Annotated in this window: 22 protein-coding genes; all 22 read left to right on the top strand. The window is 51.3% G+C overall.

Annotated features, from left to right (window positions below; genetic code table 11):
- The first annotated feature begins 14 nt into the window (after positions 1-14).
- Entirely contained in the window at positions 15-1,010 is a 996-nt protein-coding gene (locus tag ACXX82_RS04245; RefSeq protein WP_458562490.1) for an aromatic/alkene monooxygenase hydroxylase subunit beta, read from the top strand.
- Between the two features lie 9 nt (positions 1,011-1,019).
- The gene (locus ACXX82_RS04240; RefSeq protein ID WP_458562489.1) at positions 1,020-1,286 is read left to right on the top strand and encodes an MmoB/DmpM family protein; all 267 of its coding nucleotides are present in this window, start codon (positions 1,020-1,022) and stop codon (positions 1,284-1,286) included.
- A 31-nt stretch (positions 1,287-1,317) separates the two neighbouring features.
- Entirely contained in the window at positions 1,318-2,865 is a 1,548-nt protein-coding gene (locus ACXX82_RS04235; RefSeq protein WP_458562488.1) for a YHS domain-containing protein, read from the top strand.
- A gap of 13 nt (positions 2,866-2,878) precedes the next feature.
- A complete protein-coding gene (locus ACXX82_RS04230; protein ID WP_458562487.1) occupies positions 2,879-3,238 on the top strand; it encodes a phenol hydroxylase subunit P4 in 360 nt (119 codons plus the stop codon).
- 12 nt (positions 3,239-3,250) lie between these two features.
- On the top strand, positions 3,251-4,312 hold the full coding sequence (locus ACXX82_RS04225) for an NADH:ubiquinone reductase (Na(+)-transporting) subunit F (protein WP_458562486.1): 1,062 nt from the start codon (positions 3,251-3,253) through the stop codon (positions 4,310-4,312).
- A 255-nt stretch (positions 4,313-4,567) separates the two neighbouring features.
- Positions 4,568-6,028: a 2-hydroxymuconic semialdehyde dehydrogenase gene (locus ACXX82_RS04220; protein WP_458562485.1), complete on the top strand. Its 1,461-nt coding sequence runs from the start codon at positions 4,568-4,570 to the stop codon at positions 6,026-6,028.
- Positions 6,029-6,044: 16 nt separating this feature from the next.
- A complete protein-coding gene (dmpE, locus tag ACXX82_RS04215) occupies positions 6,045-6,842 on the top strand; it encodes a 2-oxopent-4-enoate hydratase (protein WP_458562484.1) in 798 nt (265 codons plus the stop codon).
- Positions 6,839-7,645, top strand: coding sequence for a 2-oxo-3-hexenedioate decarboxylase (dmpH, locus tag ACXX82_RS04210; RefSeq protein WP_458562483.1), 807 nt, complete (start codon positions 6,839-6,841; stop codon positions 7,643-7,645). Before dmpE ends, dmpH begins: the two co-directional genes overlap by 4 nt.
- A gap of 126 nt (positions 7,646-7,771) precedes the next feature.
- Positions 7,772-8,020: a tautomerase family protein gene (locus ACXX82_RS04205; protein ID WP_458562482.1), complete on the top strand. Its 249-nt coding sequence runs from the start codon at positions 7,772-7,774 to the stop codon at positions 8,018-8,020.
- Positions 8,007-8,927, top strand: coding sequence for an acetaldehyde dehydrogenase (acetylating) (locus ACXX82_RS04200; RefSeq protein WP_458562481.1), 921 nt, complete (start codon positions 8,007-8,009; stop codon positions 8,925-8,927). Before ACXX82_RS04205 ends, ACXX82_RS04200 begins: the two co-directional genes overlap by 14 nt.
- Entirely contained in the window at positions 8,924-9,967 is a 1,044-nt protein-coding gene (dmpG, locus tag ACXX82_RS04195) for a 4-hydroxy-2-oxovalerate aldolase (protein WP_458562480.1), read from the top strand. The genes ACXX82_RS04200 and dmpG overlap by 4 nt, the downstream gene beginning before the upstream one ends.
- Positions 9,968-10,064: 97 nt before the next feature.
- Positions 10,065-10,997: a catechol 2,3-dioxygenase gene (locus tag ACXX82_RS04190; RefSeq protein WP_458562479.1), complete on the top strand. Its 933-nt coding sequence runs from the start codon at positions 10,065-10,067 to the stop codon at positions 10,995-10,997.
- 518 nt (positions 10,998-11,515) lie between these two features.
- Positions 11,516-12,481, top strand: coding sequence for a WD40/YVTN/BNR-like repeat-containing protein (locus ACXX82_RS04185; protein ID WP_458562478.1), 966 nt, complete (start codon positions 11,516-11,518; stop codon positions 12,479-12,481).
- Positions 12,482-12,531: 50 nt separating this feature from the next.
- Positions 12,532-14,931 (top strand): efflux RND transporter permease subunit, encoded by a 2,400-nt coding sequence (locus tag ACXX82_RS04180; protein WP_458562477.1) that lies wholly within the window; start codon positions 12,532-12,534, stop codon positions 14,929-14,931.
- 100 nt (positions 14,932-15,031) lie between these two features.
- Positions 15,032-16,765, top strand: a complete 1,734-nt coding sequence (locus ACXX82_RS04175) for a DUF1302 family protein (RefSeq protein WP_458562476.1) — start codon at positions 15,032-15,034, stop codon at positions 16,763-16,765.
- A 20-nt stretch (positions 16,766-16,785) separates the two neighbouring features.
- On the top strand, positions 16,786-18,099 hold the full coding sequence (locus ACXX82_RS04170) for a DUF1329 domain-containing protein (RefSeq protein WP_458562475.1): 1,314 nt from the start codon (positions 16,786-16,788) through the stop codon (positions 18,097-18,099).
- 196 nt (positions 18,100-18,295) lie between these two features.
- The gene (locus ACXX82_RS04165; protein WP_458562474.1) at positions 18,296-19,918 is read left to right on the top strand and encodes a carboxyl transferase domain-containing protein; all 1,623 of its coding nucleotides are present in this window, start codon (positions 18,296-18,298) and stop codon (positions 19,916-19,918) included.
- A gap of 64 nt (positions 19,919-19,982) precedes the next feature.
- Entirely contained in the window at positions 19,983-21,992 is a 2,010-nt protein-coding gene (locus ACXX82_RS04160) for an acetyl/propionyl/methylcrotonyl-CoA carboxylase subunit alpha (protein ID WP_458562473.1), read from the top strand.
- 182 nt (positions 21,993-22,174) lie between these two features.
- A complete protein-coding gene (locus tag ACXX82_RS04155; RefSeq protein ID WP_458562472.1) occupies positions 22,175-22,483 on the top strand; it encodes an EthD family reductase in 309 nt (102 codons plus the stop codon).
- Between the two features lie 542 nt (positions 22,484-23,025).
- Positions 23,026-24,690, top strand: coding sequence for an FAD-dependent oxidoreductase (locus ACXX82_RS04150; protein WP_458562471.1), 1,665 nt, complete (start codon positions 23,026-23,028; stop codon positions 24,688-24,690).
- Positions 24,691-25,204: 514 nt separating this feature from the next.
- Positions 25,205-25,609, top strand: a complete 405-nt coding sequence (locus tag ACXX82_RS04145) for a hypothetical protein (protein WP_458562470.1) — start codon at positions 25,205-25,207, stop codon at positions 25,607-25,609.
- On the top strand, positions 25,606-26,880 hold the full coding sequence (locus tag ACXX82_RS04140; RefSeq protein ID WP_458562469.1) for an aromatic ring-hydroxylating oxygenase subunit alpha: 1,275 nt from the start codon (positions 25,606-25,608) through the stop codon (positions 26,878-26,880). Before ACXX82_RS04145 ends, ACXX82_RS04140 begins: the two co-directional genes overlap by 4 nt.
- Positions 26,881-26,917: the final 37 nt, after the last annotated feature.

Genomic DNA, 26,917 nt, shown 5'->3' with positions numbered 1-26,917 from the left:
ACAGAGGAGGATGCATGAACATCGATTTACGCACCGTCAGCATTACCCCGCAACGTCAGACCTTCGATCATATTGCGCAACGCTTTGGTGCTGACAAGCCAGCGACACGCTATCAGGAAGGGACCTATGACCTGCAGCCGACGAATAACTTTCACTATCGCCCGACCTGGGATCCTGATCACGAACTCTACGATGTCCGTCGCACGAAGATAGTCATGAAGGACTGGTATGCATTGAAGGACCCGCGCCAATTTTATTATGCGACTTACACCATGGCCAGGGCCCGGCAACATGAAGCCGTCGATGCCAGTTTTCATTTTGTCGAGTCGCGTGATCTGACTGATTTGCTCAGCGCCGATACACGGCAGCTGGCGCTCGATTTATTACTGCCACTGCGCCATCTGGCCTGGGGTGGAAACCTTAATAATACTTACATTTGTGCCTATGGATATGGCACGGCGATTACCCAGCCCTGCACCTTCCATGCGATGGACCAACTTGGTATTGCCCAGTATCTGACCCGGATCGGTCTGCTGCTTGCAGATGCTGATGCGCTTGATCTGGCAAAGCACGCCTGGATGGAGAATGCTAACTGGCAAGGGCTGCGCCGCTACACTGAAAATTTGCTGGTCAAAAAGGATTGGTTTGAATTGTTCGTTGCGCAAAATTTCGTGCTTGATGGATTGTTGTATCCACTGGTGTATCAAAACGTGATCGATAAAAAAATCACCGCTGCCGGCGGAGCACCGATTGCCATGCTGACGTCGTTCATGACCGACTGGCATGTGGAGACCAGTAAATGGGTGGATGCCTGTATTAAAACTGCTGCAGCAGAATCAGCAGAGAACCGCGAACTGCTCTCCGCATGGGTAGTGTATTGGCGCGAGCGTGCCGTAGAAGCGCTGGTTCCGCTGGCCCTGATGTCGTTGAAATCAGATGCCAATGTGACCCTCAATATAATTGTAGATGCCTTCAATGCCCGCGCACTTCGGCTGGGTCTGTCGATTTAAGGAACTCCTATGTATAACGTATTTATTGCGCTCCAGACTAGTGACGAGAGCCGTGCGATTGTCGCTGCGATTGTTGATGATAACCCCGCAGCAGTGGTGAACGAACAGCCTGCGATGCTCAAGGTAGACGTGCCCGGAAGAATGGTGATCATGCGCGACACCGTGGAAGAAAAAATGGGTCGCAGTTTTGATCTGCAGGAATTGCAGCTGCACATGATTAGTATTTCAGGTCATGTCGATGAGACAGAGGAACAATTTACCTTGTTCTGGAATTAACCAGAGCACGCCACTTATTGGGAGATGCAGCATGGATATGCAAGTCAAGAAAAAGCTGGGCCTGAAGGAAAAGTACGCGCTGATGACCCGCGGTCTGGGGTGGGAAACCACTTATGAATCGATGGATGATGTGTATCCCTACATGAAGTTCGAGGGTATCAAGATTCACGACTGGGACAAATGGGAAGATCCGTTTCGGCTGACGATGGATTCCTATTGGAAGTATCAGGCAGAAAAAGAAAAAAAGTTGTACGCCATTATCGATGCTTTCTCGCAAAATAACGGCCATCTTGGTGTCACCGATGCGCGCTATCTGAATGCGTTGAAACTGATCATGTCTGCTTTTCCGTCGCTCGAATACAACTCGCATCGTGGTTTCGCTCACATTGGTCGGCAAATGCGCGGCGTCGGACCTGCAGTCGCGTGTCAAATGCAATCTCTGGATGAAATTCGTCATGCCCAGACACAGATCCATGCTCTGTCGAACTACAACAAGTTCTACAACGGCTTGCATGACTGGCGCAATATGAATGACAAGATGTGGTACCTGTCAGTGTCCAAATCATTCTTTGAAGATGCGATGACAGCGGGACCATTTGAGTTCATTACCGCAATCGGATTTTCTTTCGAATATGTACTCACCAATCTGGTGTTTGTACCGTTCATTTCCGGTGCCGCCTATAACGGTGACATGTCCGCGATGGCATTCGGTTTTTCCGCGCAATCCGACGAAGCCCGACACATGACCCTCGGATTGGAATTTATCAAATTCATGCTTGAGCAGGATCCAGACAATTTACCTATTGTGCAGGGCTGGATTGATAAGTGGACATGGCGCGGGGTGAGGGTATTGACGCTGGTGGCGATGATGATGGATTACATGCTTCCCAAGCGCGTCATGAGCTGGAAAGAAGCGTGGGAAATCTATTTTGAAGAAAATGCGATGGGGCTTTTCAATGACCTCGCACGCTATGGTATCAAAGTGCCAGCCTGCGTCGAGCAGATACGCAAAGAAAAAGATCATATTTCGCATCAGGCCTGGATGGCTTTTTACGGTGCGGGTGCGATGACCAATTTTCATACCTGGCTTCCAAGTGAAGAGGAGAAGACCTGGTTGGCGTCGAAATACCCGGATACCTTCGATCAGCATTATCGGCCACGTATCGATTTCTGGCAGCAGCAAGCAGACAAGGGTGAGCGCTATTATAGCCAGACCATGCCGATGCTATGCCAGACCTGCCAGATCCCGATGATGTTTACGGAGCCTGATGATCCGACTCAGATTGCCTACCATGAGTCGACTTACCTGGGTGACAAGTTTCATTTTTGTTCTACTCACTGCAAGTGCATTTTTGAAAATGAGCCGGAAAAATATTCTCAGGCATGGCTCCCGGCACATCAGATTGCCCAAGGCAATTGCTTTGCCGAAGGTGCAGATCCGAGTGCTCCGGATTTTGATCCGATCAAATCGGTGATGGAATACTGGAACGTTAAATTCGGTAAAGATAATCTGGATTTCGAGGGATCGGAAGATCAGAAAAATTTTGCGCAATGGCGTCAGGCATCTACAAAAAATTAAAACAGGAGGACATATGGCTGTTGTATCGATCAAACCTTATCCGGTCAATAACAAGGATAGGAAACAGAATTTTCATGGTGCGCAATTATTGTATGTGGGTTGGGATAAGCATTTGTTGTTTTACGCCCCGACCGTATTTTGCCTGCCACCCGACACCCCGTTTCAGGCGCTCCTTGACCATCACCTGACGCTGGCCTATGGGGTACATCCCGAATTTTCGGCCATCGATTGGGATCAGGTGCGCTGGCTGAAGTCTGGGCAGCCCTGGGTTCCGGATTTCAGAAAAACCCTGGCTGAAAATGGCCTGGAACATAAAGATGTGCTGCGTCTTCAGACTCCCGGCAAAGAGGGTATGGCCGGGGTAGGAATATAGAGGGGTGAACTGATGAGTTATCAACTGACAATAGAACCGTTGGGTCGCAGCATCGAAGTAAAAGAAGGACAGACCATTTTGGACGCGAGTTTGCGTGCAGGCCTGCACCTGCCGCATGCCTGCTGTCATGGGGTATGCGGCACTTGCAAAGTTCAGGTGCTGGATGGCGAGATCGCGCACGGCGAAGCAACTATTTTCGCGCTCATGGATATTGAGCGGGAAGAGCAGAAATGCCTGGCTTGCTGCGCCACGCTGCATAGCGATGTGACGATCGAGGCCGATATCGAGGAAGATCCCGACGCGCTGGTGTTGCCGGTCCAGGATTTTGAAGGCGTGGTGAGCAGAATCACGGATCTGACGCCGACCATAAAAGGGCTATGGGTACGCCTGTGTCATCTTCAGGGAATGGCGTTTCAAGCCGGCCAATATATCAATTTGAACATGCCCGATGGCCTCACCCGGCGTGCCTTTTCGCTGGCGAATGCACCCTCGGAAAACGGTGAAATCGAACTTAACATCCGCAGCGTTCCTGGTGGAAAGGTCACCGGCTGGATTCATCAGGAATTAAAGGTCGGAGATCGGGTAAGCCTTAGCGGTCCTTACGGACGCTTCTTTGTACGTAAGTCGGCACAACTGCCTTCGTTGTTCCTGGCTGGCGGTTCCGGATTGTCGAGTCCTAAATCGATGATCGTCGATTTGATCGAGACAGGCTGCACCCAGCCCTTGACATTGATCTACGGCGCACGCAGCCGTGATGAACTGTACTACCACGAAGAGTTCGAACAGCTGGCTGCATTGCATCCGAATTTTACCTATATTGCTGCGATTTCCGGCGCAGTGGCTGGCGATGGCTGGAGCGGTGCCAGAGGATTTGTCCACGAAGCAGCGAAGGCGCATTTCGACAACGATTTTCGTGGCCAGAAGGCGTACCTGTGCGGACCGCCGGTAATGATTGACGCCTGTATTACTACGCTCATTCAGGGACGTTTATTTGAGCGGGACATTTATACAGAAAGATTTTTTTCTGCTGCAGATGCGCTTCAGGTGCGTAGTCCGTTGTTCAAGACGATCTAAAGACGGGTCAAGTAAGAAGCAAGAGTGAACCGGAGAATATACAAGCCACAACTTAATACCAATTAAGTATCGACTATCTACAACAAAGGTATTTGACGGTATCAAGGCTCAAACATAAAATCATTTCCACTGGCCTTGCTGCTTGCGCCAATAAGGTTGTATGCAATGCGGTAAAAGCGCAATGAAAACATGGCCATTGTTTTTCCGGAACGCGCCAGTTGCACTGCTGAGTGAAAATTAAAAAGGCGACATGATATGCACCAGATAGAGAATTTTATAAACGGCGAATTTACTGCGGCAACCAGCGGGAAACGATTTGAAAAACGTTCGCCGCTCGACGGTCGCATCATTGCCAGCGTCGCTGAAGCTGGCCTGCCTGAGATCGACGCCGCAGTAAAGGCGGCACGCGCTGCCCTTCAAGGTGAGTGGGGACGGTTGAGCCTTGAGCAACGCACCGAATTGCTGTATGAAGTCGCTAACGAGATTACCCGTCGCTTCGATGATTTTGTGCAAGCCGAGATGGCCGATACCGGTCAGCCGCACCATGTCATGACGCATGCCTTCATTCCACGCGGCGCGGCAAACTTCAAGGTCTTTGCCGACGTCGTTAAAAACGTCGCCAGCGAGTCATTTCAGATGGCGACGCCGGATGGACGGGGTGCGTTGAACTATGCGACCCGCTCACCGAAAGGAGTAATCGGCATCATTTGTCCATGGAATGCCCCGTTTTTACTGATGACATGGAAAGTCGGACCGGCACTGGCCTGCGGCAATACTGTCATTGTAAAACCATCAGAGGAAACACCGCTGACTGCGACATTGCTCGGGGAAGTGATGAACAAGGTGGGCTTGCCAAAAGGCGTTTATAACGTCGTTCATGGATTTGGGGCCGGATCGGCAGGAGAGCATCTGTCACTGCATCAGGGCGTCAATGCAATAACCTTTACGGGTGAGACGCGTACAGGAACAGCCATCATGAAGGCGGCCGCAGAAGGAATGCGGGACGTATCGTTTGAACTCGGCGGAAAGAATGCCGGCATTGTCTTCGCCGATTGCGAGTTTGATGCGGCGGTCGATGGCATTTTCCGTTCGTCTTTCCTCAACAGCGGTCAGGTTTGTCTGGGGACAGAGCGCGTGTACGTCGAACGTCCGATCTTTGACAGGTTTGTGCAGGCTCTGAAGGTCAAGGCAGAAGCTGTGAAATATGGCCGCCCGGAAGACCATGGCGTAAATTACGGTCCGCTGATCAGTCTGGAACATCAGCGCAAGGTCCTTTCCTATTATCAACAGGCAGTGGAGCAGGGCGCAACCGTCGTTACTGGCGGTGGAGTACCGGATTTGCCGGACGCGCTGAAGGGAGGCGCATGGATAGAGCCGACCATCTGGACCGGGTTGCCGGATGATGCCAGCGTCGTACGGGAAGAAATATTTGGACCGTGCTGTCATATCCGGCCCTTTGATACCGAAGATGAAGTGGTCAATCTGGCTAACGATACGCAATATGGGCTTTCGACCACGATCTGGACTCAGAATCTTTCTCGTGCGCACCGCGTTGCTGCCCGCGTAGAAGTTGGCATTACCTGGGTCAACAGCTGGTTCCTGCGTGATTTACGCACGCCCTTTGGCGGTTCCGGGCAGTCGGGTATCGGCCGTGAAGGTGGTGTGCATTCGCTGGAGTTCTACACCGAGACACGCAACGTTTGCATCAAACTATAAGAAGGCCAGGCGCAACATGGAACTCCAACAAATCCAGAATTACGGCGATGCACTCTATGAAGCGATGGTAGCGCGCTCGACCTTGCCACCTTTATTGGAGCGGGAGCCGGAAATGAATTTACATGACGCTTACCGGATTCAGCAGCGTATGGTAGAGCGTCGCTTGCAGGCTGGAGAGACCATTGTAGGCAAGAAAATTGGCGTTACCAGTAAAGCTATTCAGGATTTTCTAGGCGTGTTTCAGCCGGATTTCGGTCAATTAACATCGGCCATGCAGTATGCAGACAACAGCACCATCGATCTTTCAACCTTGATCCAGCCCAAGGCCGAGGCCGAACTGGCTTTTGTCCTGAAACATGATCTGATCGGTCCCGGCGTTAGCGTAATGGATGTGATCCGGGCTACCGATTACGTCGTGCCCTGTTTTGAAATTGTGGATTCCCGAATTGCTGAATGGAAAATAAAGATTCAGGATACGGTTGCAGATAATGCGTCGTGCGGCGTATTTGTGCTCGGTGAAACGCGGGGTGATCCGCGTTTGCTGGATATTACGCTGGCAGGAATGATCGTCGAAAAAAATGGTGAACTGGTATCTACCGGGGCGGGCGCTGCAGTTCAGGGATCCCCCGCGAACGCAGTCGCGTGGCTAGCCAATACTCTGGGAGCGCTGGGTATTTCTTTCAAGGCAGGTGAAGTCATCCTGTCGGGATCGCAGTCAGCGCTCATTCCGATTACAGATGGCGACCGCCTGGTGTGCACCATTGGTGGCTTAGGAAGTTGCAGTGTTGCCTTTTCCGGAAGGAGCACCGTATGAATCCTAGTCAGACCCAGTCATTGACCAAAGCTGAGGTTGTGCTGATCGCAGAGCGTGTTGCCGATGCGCATACCAGGCATCAAGTGATGCCTTTGCTTACTGATGAATTTCCGGCGATGACGGTTGCGGATGCGTATAGGGTCCAAAACGAGCTGCGTCGCTGTTGGGTGGCCCGCGGTAACCGCTTGATCGGATGGAAGATCGGGTTAACTTCCAAGGCAAAAATGTTGCAGATGAAGGTTTATGAACCGGCGATTGGCTTCCTGACACACGATATGTCCCGGCCTGAACATTCGACTATTGAGACAGCTGAGCTGATTCATCCACGGGTCGAATGTGAAATAGCCTTTGTGACCAACAAGATTCTGTGCGGTCCTGCCTGTACCAGAGACGATGTACTGGCAGCCACCGATTTTGTACTGCCAGCGGTAGAGATCATTGATTCGCGCTTTGCGGCCTACAAATTTGATCTGCCCAGCGTGATTGCCGACAACAGTTCCAGTGCGCGTTTTGTGACGGGGGGGAGGGCGCGTTATGCGCAGGATCTCGACCTGCGCACCCTTGGTGTAGTGATGGAAATCAACGGAGAAATTGTGGCCACCGGAGCAGCTGCCGCAGTGCTTGATCATCCGGCAGAGGCGATTGCCAAACTGGTCAATATTCTGCATACGCAGGGGGAAGAGCTTGCCGCCGGCAGTTTTGTCATGAGCGGAGGTATTACGGAAGCGATTGCTGTCAAGGCTGGGGATCAAGTTGTCGCCCGGTTTCAGGAACTGGGAAGCGTCTCTATGCGTTTTGTTTAACCAACATGCGGCATTGTTGGATTAATTAGTGTCGGGTAAGTCTGTTGTAGTACAGAGATCGACTCTGAATTTCAGAATCGCATCATAGATTAATAAAAAAGAGCTTAACCGCCAATCGGGAAAAAAATGCCAATTATTGAAATCCATCTGATGGAAGGCCGCACTGTCAGTCAAAAGCGTGCCCTTATTGCAGGAGTCACCAATGCAGTTATAGCGGCCCTTGATGTCGGGCCGGAACAGGTGCGCATATTGATTGACGAATTGTTGCCGGAACACTTTGCTGTATCAGGAAAAACCACAGCAGAAAAACGCAGTATGGCGCAAACCCAACTTGCTAGCGGGACTAACGAGACAAAATACGATGAAGAAAATTAAATGCGCGTTAATCGGATCGGGAAATATAGGTACCGATCTGATTTATAAAATCATGCGTAGCGCAGTGTTAGAGCCAGTCTGGATGGTCGGCATTGATGCCAATTCCGAAGGTCTTGCACTTGCCCGGAAAATGGGTATGAAAACGACCGCTAACGGCATCGATGATTTGCTTCCACATATTGCAGCAGACGGTATCCAGATCGCATTTGATGCTACCTCCGCGTATGTTCATGCAGAAAATTCCCGTAAATTGAATGCATTGGGGGTCATGATGATCGACCTCACGCCAGCGGCGATCGGGCCGTTATGTGTTCCGCCTGTTAACCTGCGTTCACTGGCTGGAAGCGGTGAAATGAATGTCAATATGATTTCGTGCGCGGGGCAGGCCACCATTCCGATTGTATATGCAGTTTCAAGCGTGCAGACTGTGGCATACGGCGAAATCATCGCCAGCATTTCGTCGAAGACGGCAGGACCCGGTACCCGTAAAAATCTGGATGAATTTGCCAGTACCACCTCGCATGCGATTCAAAAGGTTGGGGGCGCCAAGGCTGGAAAGGCAATGGCGATCATCAATCCGGCTGAGCCCGCCATGATGATGCGCAATACGATTTATTGTGAAACCGAAGACGCGCCTGATCAACCGGCGATTATTGCCTCGGTATTGGCGATGATTAAAGAGGTGCAACAATATGTTCCCGGCTATCGGCTCATTAACGGCCCAGTGTTCGAAGGTCGGCAGGTGTCGGTCTTCATGGAAGTCGCCGGGCTAGGCGATTACCTGCCCACTTACGCTGGAAACCTGGACATTATGACTGCGGCTGCCACCCGCACTGCAGAGATGTTCGCGGAAGAAATTCTTAGCGGAAAACTGACACTGCAACCTACAAAAATGGAGCTGGCATGACTTCTCTTAGGGGCCGAAAAGTCTTTTTGCATGACATGTGTTTGCGCGACGGTATGCATCCCAAGCGCCACCAGATGACATTGGCCGAGATGGTCCGTGTCGCGACTGCGCTTGATGACGCTGGTGTACCCCTCATTCAAGTGACCCATGGCGACGGGCTGGGCGGTCATTCCCTTAATCTGGGAAGAGCGCTGCACACCGATGAAGAATATCTGAACGCCGTCATTCCCGTCCTTAAACGGGCCAAGGTCTCGGTCTTACTGGTACCTGGTCTGGGCAGCATGGCACAACTGCGTTCCGCACGGGCTTGCGGCGCACATAGCGTTCATGTGGCCACCCATTGCACTGAAGCGGATGTCTCTGAGCAGCATATCGCCTGCGCCAGAAATCTCGGCATGGACACGACTGGTTTCCTGATGATGGCACATCTGAACTCACCACAAGGCTTGCTTGAGCAAGGGTTGCTGATGGAGTCCTATGGCGCTAATTGTATCTATGTAACTGACTCAGCCGGCTATATGCTGCCGGAGGACGTTAAGGCCCGTATCAGTCTGTTGCGCTCGGCACTCAAGCCTGAGACCGAGCTTGGCTTTCATGGGCACCATAATCTTGGCATGGGCGTGGCAAACTCGATTGCAGCGATTGAAGCCGGAGCTAACCGTATTGACGGCTCGGTTGGTGGTCTGGGCGCAGGGGCGGGCAATACTCCGCTGGAGGTATTTGCGGCAGTATGCGAGCGCATGGGTATCGAAACCGGTGTTGATCTGTTCAAAATGATGGATGTAGCAGAAGAAATTATTGTGCCACTGATGGACACACTGGTGCGCGTAGACAGAGAATCACTGACCATCGGTTATGCCGGCGTGTACTCGACGTTTTTGCATCCGGCTAAAAAAGCCGCAGCAAAATATGGTGTGCCAGCACGCGATATTCTGATTGAAATCGCGCGCAGAAATTTGATCGGCGGTCAGGAAGACATGATAGAAGACACCGCCATGACAATGGCCAAGGAACGCGGCTTGCTCAAGGATGTCGCTTGATAAAAAAACAGTAATGCGCAAGTAAATAGCATCAAGGCGGTGCTTTGGCCACCTGCTCATTACTGTCCCGTTCTACATAATAATAAAGGAGATAAAAATGGCTTTACGAGGCGTTTTACGATTAGGCGAAGTGTGCATCCGGGTTCTGGACATGGCGGCGTCACGTCGGCATTATGGCGATCATATGGGTTTGATTGAGGTGCATACCGACGCCAGCGGTCAGGTGTATTACAAAGCTTGGGATGAACATGATCATCACTGTATTGTCTTGCGCGAGGCCGATTCGGCAGGAATGGATTACTTTGCGTTCAAAGTCTATGACGACCAGACTCTCTCGAATCTTGAAGTGCGGATTAAAGAGTTCGGTTTGCCCGTTGAACGTATCGCAGCAGGCGTGTATGCGAAAAGCGGGAGGAGATTGGTGTTTGTTCTGCCAAGCGGGCACACCATGCATCTGTATGCGGAAAAAGAGCAGATCGGAAATACGCTAGGCACCACCAATCCCGGTGTGATGCCGGAGGAAGGGGTAATCCGTGGGTTCCGTATCAACAGGATAGACCACGTGTTATTAGGTGGCATAAATATTGATGAAAATGCGCGACTTTTCCAGGACGTTTTTGAATTCGATATGACCGAACGCTTGATCGATGCGGAATCGAAAGCATCGCTTGCCTTGTTTGTCAGCTGTTCCACCAAACCACATGACGTCGCTTTTGTGCTGCAGCCGGAATCGAATAAATTTCACCATGTATCATTTTTGCTGGAGTCAGTTGCCGACCTGGTACATGCCGCTGATCTGATAGGAAAATATCGGATACCAGTAGAGGTGAGTACCAATCGTCACGGCATTACGCGCGGAGCGACGATCTATTTCTTCGATCCGTCCGGTAATCGTAATGAAGTGTTCACAGGGGGCTATGTACACTATCCCGATACGCCATTACTGACCTGGGATTCCAGTGAAATCGCCGCGGCCGGATTTTCTCAGGACAATACCATGCGCGAAACTTTTTTCACCGTACTGACCTGAACGCGCAATAACAGACCCGGCGCCCGGAATACTTCCCGGGCGTTTTACTTTGAAAGCGACGGCGTCATCTTGTCTGATGCATCAATGATCAAGGCAGGAATTTTCTATACCACTCCTGGTCCCGGAGGCAGACTGTCTCATGCTTTGGAACCGAGTGTATGTGAAATGCACATGGCGCTTTCAAACGCCGTCTTTAACAGGCTCTGGCGGATATCGCTCCCGACGTTTTGACGAAATAAATCATGTGGACTGCAGCTAACGTCCCCTATTTTTTGTTGCCTTTTCTGTGCCGATTATTCAGCGCTTTCCTTGTGCAGGTGTCGTTACGTCTGAAGAAATTATAAGGATATTCCAGACTTAATCATCGACATACCCAAAAGGTATTGCGCTTCGATAAATAAAGCATTGGACAGTAATGACGCTAAAAAATAGCATGTATTCAAAGTGGCAGCGATAAAGTGCGACCAATTTCAGTATTGATAAATGGTTGCGATGGATGCAAAAGTTGAAAGATAAAGATGAAACCAGTTTTTAAAATATTCATGTCGATGCTTCCGTTGTTAATTGTCGGCGGTTTGCTCTATGCGGCATTCTTTATCAAGCCGCATCCAAAAGGAGAGGCGGTTTCGTTGCCCGTCTTTGCACGCGGAGAAGGATTTTATGGCCTCGCTGTGCTTGATGCATCCAGGTCTTGGGTGGTCGGCAGTAACGGGAAAATAGCCTGGACGGAAAATGCTGGTGGTACCTGGCATTTGCAAAACTCCGGAAGCACCCAGACCTTGCAGGACATTGCCGCATGGGATACCCAAAGGGCGGTTGCGGTAGGAAACGGCGGGGTAGTTCTGGTGACCTCAGATGCAGGAAAATCCTGGCGCACGATTGCGGTCCCGAAATCAGCCATATCAAACAATCTGTTGCGTGTGAAAACGCTCGCAGGCGGCAGTGTCTGGGCCATCGGCGAGGCCGGAAGCGTCCTCCGGTCTACAGATTATGGCAGCACATGGTTGCAAGTTGGTGTGGCTAAAGATGCAGCCTGGAATGATATTGCGTTTGGACCAGGATGGACGTTGCTGGTGGGCGAGTTCGGCGAGATGTCGATGTCTGGCGATGAAGGCATGAGCTGGCATGCGGTGTCCGATCCGGTGAAAAGCAGCCTGATGTCAGTGGCATTTAAGGATGCCAATACGGGGGTAGCTGTTGGTCTCGGTGGCGTCATTCTGGTGACACAGGATGGTGGTCAACATTGGAACGAAGAAAAATCGCCTTCGCCCGAACATCTGTTCAAAGTGTTGTGGGACGGCACCCGCTGGCTGGCGGTTGGCCGCAGCGGCGTCATTTTGATCGGCGCAGCAGATGCACATCAATGGACTTCGACGCGGCTTTCAGCGCTAGACAGAAGCTGGTACACCGCTATTGCTGCACAAGGAAGTCATTATCTTCTATCAGGATCCAGAGTCGCAGTCACAGCTGCAAACGCATTGTAATTTTTCCAGACAGACCGTTCAAGAGTCAGTCCATTCATAAAGAGACGAACATGAAAGATAAAGTATTTAGCAGGCTGGAGTCTTTCGTCGACGCCTGCATCCGGCGACGCGTCGCGGTCACAGTGGCGTTTTCCATAGCGACGCTGACGATGGCATTTTTTGCTGTGCAAATCAAAGTCAAGACGGTATTTGACGACCTACTGCCACAAAATCATCCATACGTTCAGGTGAATAAACAATTTCGTCAGGATTTCGGTGGCTCCAATATGGTGAGCATCAAGCTGGAAACTGATAAGGGCGATATTTTTCAGACACCGGTACTGGAAAAAATAAAAAAACTGACCAATGATTTAGCCCTGGTCGATGGCGTCAATCCCTTTCAAATTCTGTCGCTGGCATCGAGCAAGCTAAAGGAAATAAAAGCGACCACGGATTCCATCGAGACTAAACCGGTGATGTTTCCGGACGTACCCCATACGCCAGCGGAGATGGAAACACTCAAAAGCAAGGTGTTGAACAGCCCGTTGATTTATGGATCGTATGTGTCGGCGGACCTGAAGGCAGCGCTCATCACCGTCGATTTTTATGAAAATGCGATCGATTACAACAAGATCTTTCCGCAAATTATGACGCTTGCCGATTCCTTTTCCGGGAACGGGGTGCGCGTGAGCGTTGTGGGCGAGCCGATATTGTTCGGTTGGGTTAACCATTACGTCCCTGAAACTATCCGCATATTTCTCACCACTCTGGCTTGCTTACTAGCGCTATTATTTCTGACGGCCCGTACCTGGCGCGGTACATTGCTGCCCTTATTGGCCGGCCTTACCAGTGCATTATGGGCGTTGGGTGCAGCACGACTGATCGGCTTTAACCTTGATCCGCTGGTAATCGTGATCGCCTTTCTGATCACCGCACGCTCCATTTCGCATTCGGTACAATTGGTCACGCGATTTGGCGATGAGCTGGCGGCTGGAGTTCCGACTTCCAGGGCCGCGGCCAGTTCTGCCATGCTGCAATTATTTAAGCCAGGCATGCTGGGCGTCATTGCAGATGCCGGTTGCATGATTGTGGTGGTACTCACGCCGATTCCATTGATGCAAAAAATTGCATTGATCGGCACCATTTGGGTATTAACGATTTCAATTTGTGCTTGCGTGATGACCCCCGTGCTGTTGTCATGGGTCAAAATTTCGAACGGTTTCGCGCATCCCGTCAATATTTCGGGCCTGCTCGAACGGGTTTTGAGTGCCTGCATTTTTCTCACTACCTCCGCCTGGCGCTATGCTTTACTGGCAGGCGCAGCGCTGGTTTTCATCGGTTCCGGCCTGTATGCGTTTAACTTGCAGGTCGGGGATGCCGATGCCGGGTCCCCCATTCTTTGGCAGAACTCACGCTATAACCGGGATGCTGCTGATATCAATCGTCAGTTTCAGGGGGCAGACCGGATGTACGCGGTGTTTTCCGGTGAAAAGCCCGGTGATGTCAAAGAACCTGCGGTGCTGGAAAGCATGGCATCCATGCAGCGCTTCATGGGAGCACAGCCACAGATAGGCGGAAGTCTGTCGGTTGCCGACGTCCTCCCTATCGTCAATCAGGTACTGCGTGAAGATAACCCGCGCTATCGTCGATTCGGGAAAACTACCGCAGAAAATGCCGAGTTGTTCTATATGTGGGCGCCAGATTCTGGTGATGCTGCACGCTTCATGACGCCGCAATTGCAATTCGCCCCTGTGACTTTTTTCTTCAAAGATCACCGTGGCGACACCATACGTACTGCAATCTCCCGACTAAAGACTTTTATCGCTGATCATCCCGTCGCTCATGGAAAATATGTATTGGCGGGTGGCTTGATAGGCATCACTGCGGCTGTCAACGAAGTCATTTTTTCAGGGCAGATCGAAAGTATCGCATTTGCGCTGCTGGTGCTGGTCATTTGCTGCACAGTCGCCTATCGATCAACCCGGGCCGGTATTTTCTTCCTGGTTCCGGTACTCCTTTCGAATACGATTACTTTCAGCGTCATGGCCTGGCACGGAATAGGAATGACATTGAGTACGCTGCCGGTCGCTGCCCTGGGCATCGGCTTGGGTGTTGATTATGCTTTCTATGTGGTCGATGCGATTCGCGAAGAATTGCATCAGCACGATGACCTCAAACTGGCCATTTCCAGAGCTTTGCGAACAGCAGGCAAGGGCGTACTGATCACCTCTCTGACGTTGACCACAAGTGTGGTTTTATGGTTCGCCTCGTCGCTCAGATTCCAGGCAGAAATGGGAATCCTGATGGCGATCTGGTTATTCATATCGGCCTTTAGTGCGCTATTGATCGTGCCAGCCATGGTCTATGTTTTCCGTCCTGAATTTGTAGTTGGCAAGCGCAAGCATGATGCCGTGATCAGTGATTCCTGCTGCGCTGTCCATAATTCTGACGCGGCGGCCACCTTTCCCTGACGGCGGGAGTCAATCAATTTTTATGGTGAAGGTAATAACCGGCGCCGGAAGGTGTTGGTGAAGTTTTTCAGATATATAACTATAACGAGGCGGGGGACATATGAAAATAGAAAGACAAAAAACCAGAAATGCACAGCCGTTGAAAATACTTTCAGCGATGGCCATTTTACTGGGGTCTGCTGGAGCGAATGCACTGGCTGCCGACGACAATACAATGGCACCTGAAAACAGTCCATTGGTGGCAGTAGCGAGTGCGCCGATTGACACGTTCAGCCAGAATTATTTCAAGATCGGCGGTTTTGTCCGTACCTGGTTATCCTGGAATCTGCAGAACAATCGTGACCAGACTTCCCCGTTGCCGGGTCAACCTGCATACAGTGCATTAGGCGGAAAAGGCAAGCTGATGATGGCCCGCAGTAGCCTGGAACTTGCAGCAGATTTTCGTACTGGCCCTGTGACCTGGCGTGCTGTTGGCCGGGCTGATCGTGAGCTGATCACCTCCTATGAAAAAAATCTGCAGGATCGCTCCTGCTACAGTGCCACCGTTGCCGGATCGCCTACTGGGCCTGGTTGCAATGTACGCGGTCAGTATGATCAGGAGGAACTGCGTGAATTTTATGCAGACTTCAAGGTTGGCGAGCGCGTGACAGTAAGACTGGGTAAGCAGCAAGTCGTGTTCGGAGAAACGGATTTTTTTCATCCGAACGATTTGTTAAACGGCTTTGATTATCGCTGGCGTCTGTTTGGCGAGCCCGAAAGTGACGAGTTACGCAAACCGTTGATTATGGCCAATGTCAAGATTGCGATACCTGAGGCGCAGGGCACCTTGCAAATTGTGGTTCGTCCCGGCTGGGACCGCAACAAAGATATCGGCAATACCTATGACATTTACGGTGGACGATGGAGCGGATCGCCGAATATGGGGGTGGACTACCTTGCCTATGCAACGCAATTCAATTACGACCATCCGGCTGGGCGTGCCAAAGATGTCACCGGGGCACTGCGCTGGTCGGGAGAGGCGGGAAGTCTGAATTATTCAGTAGGTTATCAACGCGTATTTCAACCTGATTTTGTCCTCAATCCCTGCGGAGTATTTGCCGGATCTGGCCAACGCGATTCAACGGGTTGCGTAAAAGGCTTGTACTACGAACAGGCACCTACCAACAAGGCATATGGCGATTGGATTTATCCGATCATTGATGTAGCAGGCTTTAGCGTAAGTGGTGAAAGCAAGCCACTTGACTCCATCCTCAATTTCGAAATGGCTTACCAGTTTGGTCGCTTATTCAATTCGAATTCGAATGTCAGTGGCGTGCCTAATGGGCAAGGATATTTCCAGATTCCGAATAATGCCGGAGTCATGGGGCCGATCGTTAAAAAAGATGTTATCCAAACGACGTTCCGTGTCGACAAGCAGTTGCGTTTGCAGGATTGGTTGGGAACTAATGGTCCTTCCTTTTCTTCGGCTCAGATATTTGATACCTGGATTCAGAATTTTAACAATAATGATGACGCCGTCGCGGCAGTCAGTTCGGCTGCCAAACTGAAGAAGCACAGCACCATCGGAACCGCCTTCATTCAGTTTCCGTACATGAGCTCGCGGCTGATCTATCAGGTAGCGCTGGGTGCCGAGTTTCAGGCGCACAATGCCTTTTTGATTCCCAGTGTTTCCTACAGCATAGGTAACCATTGGCGTTTTTCAGCGGATGCAGTATTTTTCTATTCGCAATATGCGCGGGAAAATAATATCTCTGATCCGGGCAATCAAAGTTCGGGTTTTGCCGCGCTGAATAATCACAATTACGCCACCCTGCGTGCGACCTATCAGTTCTGAAATCAAAAAGGAAACCTGCAATGCATACCATCGCAACGTTTGATACATGTATTTCAAAAAAGAAAGCCCATATCATGTCACTGTCAAATTTCAGATATTCCCGAGCCTTGGTGGTTGCCAGCTTGCTCGCCGCCAGTTCGTCGCTATTCGCTGCAGAATTGCCCGAAGGTACCGTCATCAGTAAAGCCAATATTGACAGTATTCAGAACGATACTTTTATGGGTCACAAAATCAGTGATCTGTTGACCGAAAAAATGGCCTGGTTCGTACGTAATCATAATAAAAAATATCCACTGGTGAAGAGCCCGACGTTAGTGCTGGACGCAAAGTATTGGGAAGCTACAAAAAAATACTCGGGACAGGTCAAATTTAATACACAGACCAGAGAAGTGACTGGTTATGTGGCAGGCAAGCCGTTTCCGAATATCGACCCGGCAGATCCTTTTGCCGGCGACAAGGTAATCTGGAATTACTATTATGGTGCGTCTACCGGATCGGACATTAAGCAAGATGTGATGTTCTCACTGGCAAATAAAAATGGTTATGAATCGAGTTCACGCTGGACTTACCAGCGGATTTATAACAAGGGTCGTTTGTGGGATGGAGATAGTGCATTTACGGATAAAGATGTACTGAATAAATTGGTTCTGGTTGCTTTAACGCCGCAGGATCTCAAGGGCGTCGGTACCTTCACCACCCAATATGATATTGCCGGAAAACCGGATGATCAGTGGGCCTATATCAAGTCGGCGCGGCGCATTCGTCGGCTCTCTGGTAATGCGTGGATGGATAACGTCGGAGGCTTTGATTTTATTAACGACGATATCAATATCTGGAACTCGCGCCCGACCAAATATAAATCCATTAAATTGCTGGGAAAACGCTGGATTCTTGCAAATATCGATTATTCAAAGATAAACAAGGCCCGCGTAACCGGAAAAGCAGGAACCGCCGGAGAATGGCCGCATATCGACTATAGCGATCCGATTGCCCAGTCAGTGCAGGGCGTTACACCTGTCGAAGTGTGGGTCGTCGAAGGAGTACCACCTCCAGAGCATCCTTACAGCAAGAAAATAGTGTATGAAGACGTCAATACCAACGTTATTTATTACGGTGAAGCTTACGATAAAAAAGGAGAATTCTGGCGCTGGCAGAATTACCACTTCGAACAACGGGTCGGAGTCAAATCGGGGATCAAATACATTTCGGTTGCCGGTGGTGAGTATGCAGATTTGAAGGCCCAGCACGTGACATTTTATATGACGCCCGGAGAGAATGATATCGGGCTCAATGCGACGACCTTTAACGCTGATATTCTCGAAACATTACAGTAGAAAAAAATGGCCTCTGCACCGAGTTTCAACGGTGCAGAGGCCTCAGCATTTTTCCTCGTATCTTCCAGCTAACCGCACTATATTTTTTAACATCGTATGGACGGCGTGGGCGTGGCCTGCTATTGCAAAAAATCAGCATCATTTTTTCGGGTTGATCTGATGTGACATCAAACACTTAAAATAATAAAAAACACTCATGACCATTTTGACCTCAACTGTTTCTCCCCGTGCTGATGATTTCAAGGCGAACACTGCAGCAATGCAATTGATCGTCGACGATTTGCACGCCAAAGTGGCCACCATCGCCGAAGGCGGTGGTGCGGCGTCCAGCGCCAAGCACCTGGCACTTGGCAAATTGCTGCCACGCGAGCGCGTGCAGATGCTGCTCGATCCGGGCACCCCTTTTCTGGAGTTCTCGCAACTGGCCGCCTATGACATGTACAAGGACCAGCATGGTGTCGCGGCTGCACCGTCTGCCGGAATCATTACCGGCATCGGACGCGTTAGCGGGCAGGAATGCGTGATCGTCTGCAATGACGCTACCGTCAAGGGCGGCACCTATTATCCGATGACGGTAAAGAAGCATTTGCGTGCGCAGGAAATTGCCAATCAAAACAATTTGCCATGCATTTATCTTGTCGATTCGGGTGGCGCGAATTTGCCGAATCAGGATGACTTGTTCCCGGACCGTGACCATTTCGGCCGGATTTTTTTCAATCAGGCCAATCTGTCGGCCAAGGGCATTCCGCAAATCGCGGTGGTGATGGGGTCGTGCACCGCAGGTGGCGCGTATGTCCCGGCAATGAGCGATGAGTCGATCATCGTCAAGAATCAGGGCACGATCTTTCTGGCCGGACCACCGCTGGTCAAGGCCGCGACCGGCGAAGTGGTCAGCGCGGAAGACCTGGGCGGAAGTGACGTTCACACGCGCCTGTCGGGCGTAGCCGATCATCTCGCACAAAACGATACCCATGCGCTGTCGCTGGCGCGCACCATCGTCTCGCACCTGAACCGCAGCAAACCATCGCAAGGTGCGTTACGCACACCGGCAGAGCCGATGTTTGCCGCACAGGAACTGTACGGCATCATTCCGACCGATGCGCGCAAACCGTTCGACGTGCGCGAAGTCATAGCCCGCATCGTCGATGGCAGTGACTTCGATGAATTCAAGGCACGTTATGGCACCACGCTGGTGTGCGGCTTTGCCCATATCCATGTTATGCCGGTTGGCATTATTGCCAACAATGGCATCCTGTTTTCGGAGTCAGCGTTAAAAGGCGCGCACTTTATCGAACTGTGTTGCCAGCGCAAAATTCCGTTAGTGTTTTTGCAGAATATCAATGGTTTCATGGTCGGACGCAAATACGAGAATGAAGGAATTGCGCGTAATGGTGCCAAAATGGTCACTGCTGTCTCGACTGCTGCGGTACCCAAATTCACTGTCATCATCGGCGGCAGCTTTGGGGCAGGTAACTATGGCATGTGCGGACGGGCTTTTTCGCCGCGTTTCCTGTGGATGTGGCCGAATGCACGCATTTCAGTGATGGGCGGGGAACAGGCTGCGGGCGTATTGGCAACGGTCAAGCGCGATGGCATCGAAGCCAGAGGCGGGGTCTGGAGTGCCGATGAAGAAGCGGCATTCAAGCAGCCGATCAAGGAACAATACGAGCTGCAAGGCCATCCGTATTATGCCAGTGCACGGTTGTGGGACGACGGCGTGATCGATCCGGCCGATACCCGCACCGTACTGGGACTGGGACTGAGTGCGGCATTGAATGCGCCGATTGCAGACACCAAATTTGGTGTCTTCCGAATGTAATGCGCGAATCTCATGGCGCCATTGCCATCCTGCATTCTTCATTCCATCCTTCTCGAAAGTACGCATGTTTACCAAAATTCTGATTGCCAATCGTGGCGAAATCGCCTGCCGTGTAGCGGCCACTGCCCGCCGCCTTGGCATCAAAACGGTCGCCGTCTATTCCGAAGCTGACGCCAGCGCCAAACACGTTGCGATGTGCGATGAGGCTGTCTTGATCGGCCCGTCTGCCGCGCGCGACAGCTATCTGAAAGCCGACGTTATTCTTGCTGTAGCCCAAGCGACCGGCGCCCAGGCGATCCATCCAGGTTATGGTTTCCTGTCGGAAAACGCAGCTTTTGCGCGCGCCTGCGAAGCTGCCGGGGTGGTGTTTATCGGTCCCCCGGCATCAGCGATTGATGCGATGGGCTCCAAGTCCGCAGCCAAAACCTTGATGGAACAAGCCGATGTGCCGCTGGTACCTGGTTATCACGGTGATAATCAGGATGCCGACTTCCTGCACGCACAGGCTAATGTGATGGGTTATCCGGTCTTGCTCAAAGCCAGCGCTGGCGGCGGCGGCAAGGGCATGCGCATCGTTGAGAATAGTAGTGATTTCAAGCAAGCGCTGGCCTCCTGCAAGCGCGAAGCGATCAGCAGCTTCGGCGACGACAAGGTGCTGGTCGAAAAATACCTGAGTCGTCCGCGCCATATCGAAATCCAGGTATTTGCCGACAGCCATGGCGACTGTGTTTTTCTGTTTGAACGCGATTGCTCAGTGCAGCGCCGCCATCAAAAGGTACTCGAAGAAGCACCGGCACCAGGCATGAGCGAGCAACGCCGTAACGCCATGGGGCACGCCGCAGTGACTGCCGCCAAAGCGGTCGGCTATGTCGGTGCCGGTACCGTTGAATTCATTGTCAATCAGGACGGCTCGTTCTATTTCATGGAAATGAATACCCGCCTGCAGGTCGAGCATCCGGTGACCGAAATGATCACCGGCACCGATCTGGTCGAATGGCAATTACGGGTGGCCGCCGGACAGGCGCTGCCGTTGACGCAAGCGCAATTGCAAATCAATGGCCATTCCATCGAAGCGCGGATTTATGCAGAAAATCCGGAGAAAGGTTTTTTACCATCGATCGGGACCTTGCAGCATGTGCGTACACCACAGGCGCTGGCGTTTGCGTGCAACGAACAAAGTGCCAGCCACCAGCCAGCAGCGGTGCGGATAGATTCGGGGGTACGTGAAGGCGATACCATTTCTCCTTTCTATGATCCGATGATTGCCAAGCTGATCGTCTGGGGTGCTAACCGCTCCGAGGCGCTCGCGCGTATGGAGCAGGCGCTCTGCGACTATCAAATCGTTGGCGTCAGTACCAATATCGCCTTCCTGAAACGCCTGATCACGAGCCGGGCATTCTCTTCGGCAGAGCTCGATACCGGGTTGATCGAGCGCAATCAGGAGGTATTGTTTCCAGTGCCGCAGCCTGCATCAGTTGCGTCCCTTGCACTGGCCAGTGCGGCATTGCTGGGTGCGGAAAAGATTGCCACCGCGGCAAATGAGCCATGGTCCGCCACATCCGGTTGGCGCATGAACAGTCATTTGCAGCGCAAGCTCGATTTTTCCACTGAACAGTCTGAGCATGCGCTGCGCATCGCGTATGGTAAGGATCAATGGCTCCTCTCTGACGATCAGACCAGCGCCCCGCTAGTGCTGCTAACGCATGCCGACAGCGATCTCGTTATCAGGCTGGCCGACCAAACGGTGCGTGGCACGGTCGTGCGCGAAAATCAGCTGTTTCATGTATTCAATGCCGGTACACATACCGCGCTGACGTATGTGGACCCGATGTCCCATGAAGGTTTCGCTGAAGCTGATGCAGGACGACTGACCGCGCCGATGCCGGGCAAGATCGTCGCGATCCATGTCAAAAAGGGCGATATCGTTGCCAAGGGCGCAGCGTTGCTGGTGATGGAAGCCATGAAGATGGAACACACGATTTCGGCACCGGCTGGCGGCGTGATTGAAGAAATTCTGTTTGAGGTGGGCGATCAGGTCGCTGATGATACGCAGCTCTTGACATTGCTTGTATGAAATTTAAGCTTCAGTACGATTAGTTTGTCATACAAGTCCCTTTTATAAGGTGAGCATTATGTTTGGGTTTAAGTAAGTTCGGTCATATTGACGCAAATAGATAAAATTATTTTTTCGACAATCTCAGAATGCTTCGGGTGAAGTGATCTGATTTTCACAGTTTTCAACTAACAGGAAAAGTCATGGCAAAAATTTTAGTTCTCTATAAACATCCGGTAAATGTCGAAGCTTTCAACAGCCACTACCTCGGCATCCACGCGCCGATCGCCAAAACGCTGCCCGGCCTGCGTTCCTTCGAGTTAAGTACTGGCGATATCATGGGGCCAGAGGGACGCGCGGATATATACATGGTTGCCATGCTAACGTTCGATTCGGTCAGTGCAATTGAATCGGCGTTGGCGTCACCCGCCGGGGAGGCTGCGGTAGGGGACCTGCCAAACTTCGCTATGGCAGGGGTTGAGATTTTGATTTGCGAGACAAGATCCATGTAGCCCACAGATAAGCCGGGAAGACGTCAGCGACGATCTGTCTGCGTGACTTACCTCGGATGGCACCTGATCTGCTACGCCCCCAAAAGGAGCGCATAAAGATCAGGATGCGTACTTTAGAATCTCCCCTTCCATCGCGCTTTATGTAGTGCCGGCGATCAGTAAATTATTTTATGCTGTGTGCGTTGAGCGGCATACCTGGCGCAGCCTGGTCACGCCTGTCGCGGGCAGCCTTTCCCCAAAATATCAGTCATGCGGTATCGCTTGATGTTTCCTAGGTGCGCAATTTTCAAGTCAGTTTGTATCGTCTGACTCGTCGATAACAATCGGCATCGCCCAAGTGTGGACCATATACCTAAAAAGTATTGCACTTCGTTAAAGAAAGCATTGGACATTGATGACTTCAAAAAATACGATGTATTCGAACTGGTGGCACTGCGAGGTTATCCCTGTTTCATCGTCGAGCCCGGGTCCTCTGATGTTGTGTATGCTCTGTATACCGTTTGCTGATGATCTGTAAAAAATCTTAAAGTGGAGAAAATCGAATGAGTACAAGAGATGAAAAAGTGATATTGCCAGCTGACTTAGCAGGTGGTGTCGACCTTACCGCTGATTATGACGTTGTGGTCTGCGGTAGTGGGGCAGCAGGCCTGAGTACTGCTTTGTTTGCGCGCTGGCAGGGTAACCGGGTATTGGTCCTGGAGAAAGCCGACAGTATCGGTGGGACGACTGGGAAATCCGGTTTCTGGTATTGGATACCAAATAACGCGCAATTGAAAAAAGCCGGCATTGCCGATCCGAAACCCGATTTCATGAAACTTGTCGCCCGTTTGAGTGCCCCTCTTACCTATAGCCCGACCCACCCCACCTTGGGTCTGAGTGCCTGGCAATACGCGATGTGTGAAGCTTTTTATGACAGCGCCTCGATCGCAGCCGAACTCCTCAATGAAAAAGACGCATTGCCCTATCAACATCCCGAGGGAGTCGTTGACTACTGGGCTGAGTTACCGGAAAACAAGGTGCCGGTAGGACGGGTGCTTCAGCCTAAAGGTGCTACGGCAGTCGATGGCGGAAAAATAGGAATAAAGACTCTTTCAGCTGCGGCAAAACGCGATGGAATAGATATCAAAGTATCGCATCGGGTAAAGGACGTCATCCGCAATGGACGCGGAGAAGTGATCGGTGTGGAAGTCATCATGCCCGACGGAACAGTAGGTCGGATTGGGGCTAAAAAAGCGGTGGTATTTGCATCCGGTGGCTTTACGCACGATGCGGAACTGCGGCGTGAATTTTTGGGCGGTGCGGTCATCGGCGGTTGCGCGGCGATTGCCAATGAGGGTGATTTTATCCGGATCTCCAGTCCGCTGGGCGTGCAGTTGGCCAACATGAACCATAGCTGGAACGCTCCTATTGTTTATGAAAAAGCCGTTGCCAAAGAAAGCGCCGTATGGTCGACTTTTGTCGCTTCCGGTGACTCCATGATCTACGTCAACAAGCATGGACGGAGAGTCGTCAACGAGAAGCTGCAATACAACGAGGTAACGCGGGCGTTTTGGGTGTGGGATGGCCCGCGTCAGGAATTTCCGAATCAGTTACTCATCGCCATATGGGACCAGCAGGCACAGGATCACTGCGCAGAGCCACATTACGGATCCTTTATTGTGCCATCTGACCAAAATAACGATCATGTCATTCAAGGGGCAACACGCGCAGAACTCGCACAAAACATTGCTGCCCGTCTGGCCCTGTATCGGGATCGGGTCAACGTCGTCGTTTCGTCAGATTTTGTGGAGAATCTGGATGCGACGATTGAACGTTTTAATGGCTTTGCCCGCTCCGGTAAAGATCTGGATTTTCAGCGTGGCGAGCGTCCGGTTGAGCTGATGTTTAATGGTCCGGTTAACGTAAAGAATGCGAATAAGCACAATCCCACAATGTCACCGATCAGTGACACCGGTCCGTTCTATGCAGCGCTGATGGGGCCGAGCGCACTCGATACCAAAGGCGGACCTAAAACTGATACCTATGGTCGTGTTCTTGATGTGGCTGGCATACCGATTTCCGGCCTGTATGGGGTCGGCAATTGTATCGCATCTGCATCCGGGGCGGCGTACTGGGCTGGTGGAGCGACGCTCGGCCCTATCGTAGCCTTTGCATATCGTGCTGCGAATGCACTCCACAACGAGCCGGTAAAAGACGTCTCGCTATAAGCCGCTAACCATGTCTCAAAGGTCGTTATGGCCTTTTTGACGTTCGCCATTCGACGCGTTCGCGTTCATCGGAGAACCCTATTGCTGACGGTAGCGATAAGGTTGAGCAGCACAGAAAATAATTGGGTTAAGCATCATTGCCAGGGCGACGAATTGGTCACCGAGAGAGGCATTACCTGACGTAAGCGTCATGATTCCTTTTGATGAAAATATTTATTTTAAAAATATACATATAAATCAATGGCTTACTGATTGGTATGGTTAATGCTTGGTATCTCGCTTAGTACGTGACGGTTCGAAAAATAAGGTTGGTCTTCAGACGAGTGCAAGCAAAGTTAAAATAGTGCTCTGCAGGAAATAGAAGATATCTTCAAGTTCCTGAAAACAATAAAAATCTTTTGAAGATCATCCACTAGGAGACAAAAACAATGATGGATAAACATGCATTGCACGCAGATGCGGTCGTAACAAAGCCAGAAAGCTTGAACCCGTGTGTCAACAAGGAGGCAGCGCCATGACTTCATCGCGGCTATTGCCAGCAGATTTCGAAGACCTGGAGGTATTTGTTCCGTATTGGGTACGCGATACCAACGACCAACGCTGGCAGCAGCGCTCGAAGGCTTCCATGGAGGAAATTCAACTTTTTTACGACCGGATGCTCGCCAGAGCGGAAGATGCGATCACTTACCTTGACCAGTTTGCATTTGACGACATGCCGCAAGAAGCCGCGTGTCTGTTCAAGCTTTTGCTGGCTATCGCGCATGCCGCGATGGCTGTAGAAATGCACGGCCAACCGCGTGCGCATCATGCCCAGTTACGTACCGACCTTCACGTGTCCAAAGGACCATGGCCGTTTGGTGGTGGGGAACGCGCGCAGGACCGTCAAAAAATTATCAAGATAACGGAGATACAGTCATGAACGACATGGTGATAGGAGCACATCTAGGCGAAGCCGGCTCAAAGGAAAGCTTCACGTTAACTTCGGGCTTGGGTACCGGACCGGTGCCTGTCGATTCCTACATCTCTCCGGAATTTTTCGAACAGGAGCGGACCCGTGTTTTTGGCAGATCCTGGCTGCATGTAGGCCGCATCGACCAGCTCCCTGAGACAGATAGCTATTTCGTCAAGGAAATTGAGATATGCAAGGCCTCCGTTCTGGTAACGCGCAATGCGCAAGGCAAAGTGCAGGCTTTTCACAATGTCTGTTCGCATCGCGGCAATCTTGTCGTCACCGATGAGTGCGGGACGAGTAGCCGGTTTCGCTGCGCATATCACGGCTGGACCTATCAAAGTGACGGAACGTTGGCGGGTGTGCCTGACCAGAAAAATTTCTTTAATCTCGATAAAAAGACATGTGGTCTCACACCTATCGCGACGGAAGTATGGGAGGGCTGGATCTTCGTCAACATGCAGCGCGAGCCCGAAATTAGCCTGCAAGACTTTTTGGGGCCTTACGGCGTATCGTTTGCAGGGGTACCGTATGGTAAAGATCATCAAACGCTAGTGATCGAGGCGCGTTTTGATGCCAACTGGAAGTTGATTATGGACGCTTTTTCCGAGTCATACCATGTGCCGGCGATTCACCCGGCCACATTGGCACCAGGCTTCTCGCATGCGGTCCACAATAAATATGCCAGACCGTTAAGTGGACAAACTTTTGGTTTGCACTGCGCCTGGTCGGCTTATGGCAATCCCGAATATGCCGCACCACCCAACTCGGAAGTGGAAAGACTCGCTTGCAAGGTCGATACCGGTGGTTTGCTTGGTAGCGATTTTAGCGATGAAGTCTTGCAGTTGAGAGCGCATCCTGCCGTCAATCCAACCAAGGAGGCATGCTGGTCGGCTGATGTTACCGCTATTTTTCCAAACTTTAATATTGACTACTCGACAGGCGGCTACTGGACCCATGAGTTTTGGCCCGTCGCTCATAACAAGACACATTGGATCCTGACTATCCGCATACCTGCAGCAACCTCGGTGCGACATCGCTTGCAACTGGAGCATTATGCTGCACGTTGGGGTGAAATTGTATTGGAAGATGTGACCAATTGCGAGCGTATCCAGAAAGGACTTGAATCTGGAGCAAAGAAAGTCATGTATTTGCAGGATGGAGAATTCATGATCCGACATATGCAGGAAACCTTGCGTAAATGGGTCAATGCAGAAACGGTGGCTGATGCGATGAAGTGATCGGTGATGCATTGATCATGGCCCTGATGGCATGCCT

The sequence above is a fragment of the Glaciimonas sp. GNP009 genome (assembly GCF_054343755.1).
This window is presented reverse-complemented; position numbering and strand designations above follow the sequence as displayed.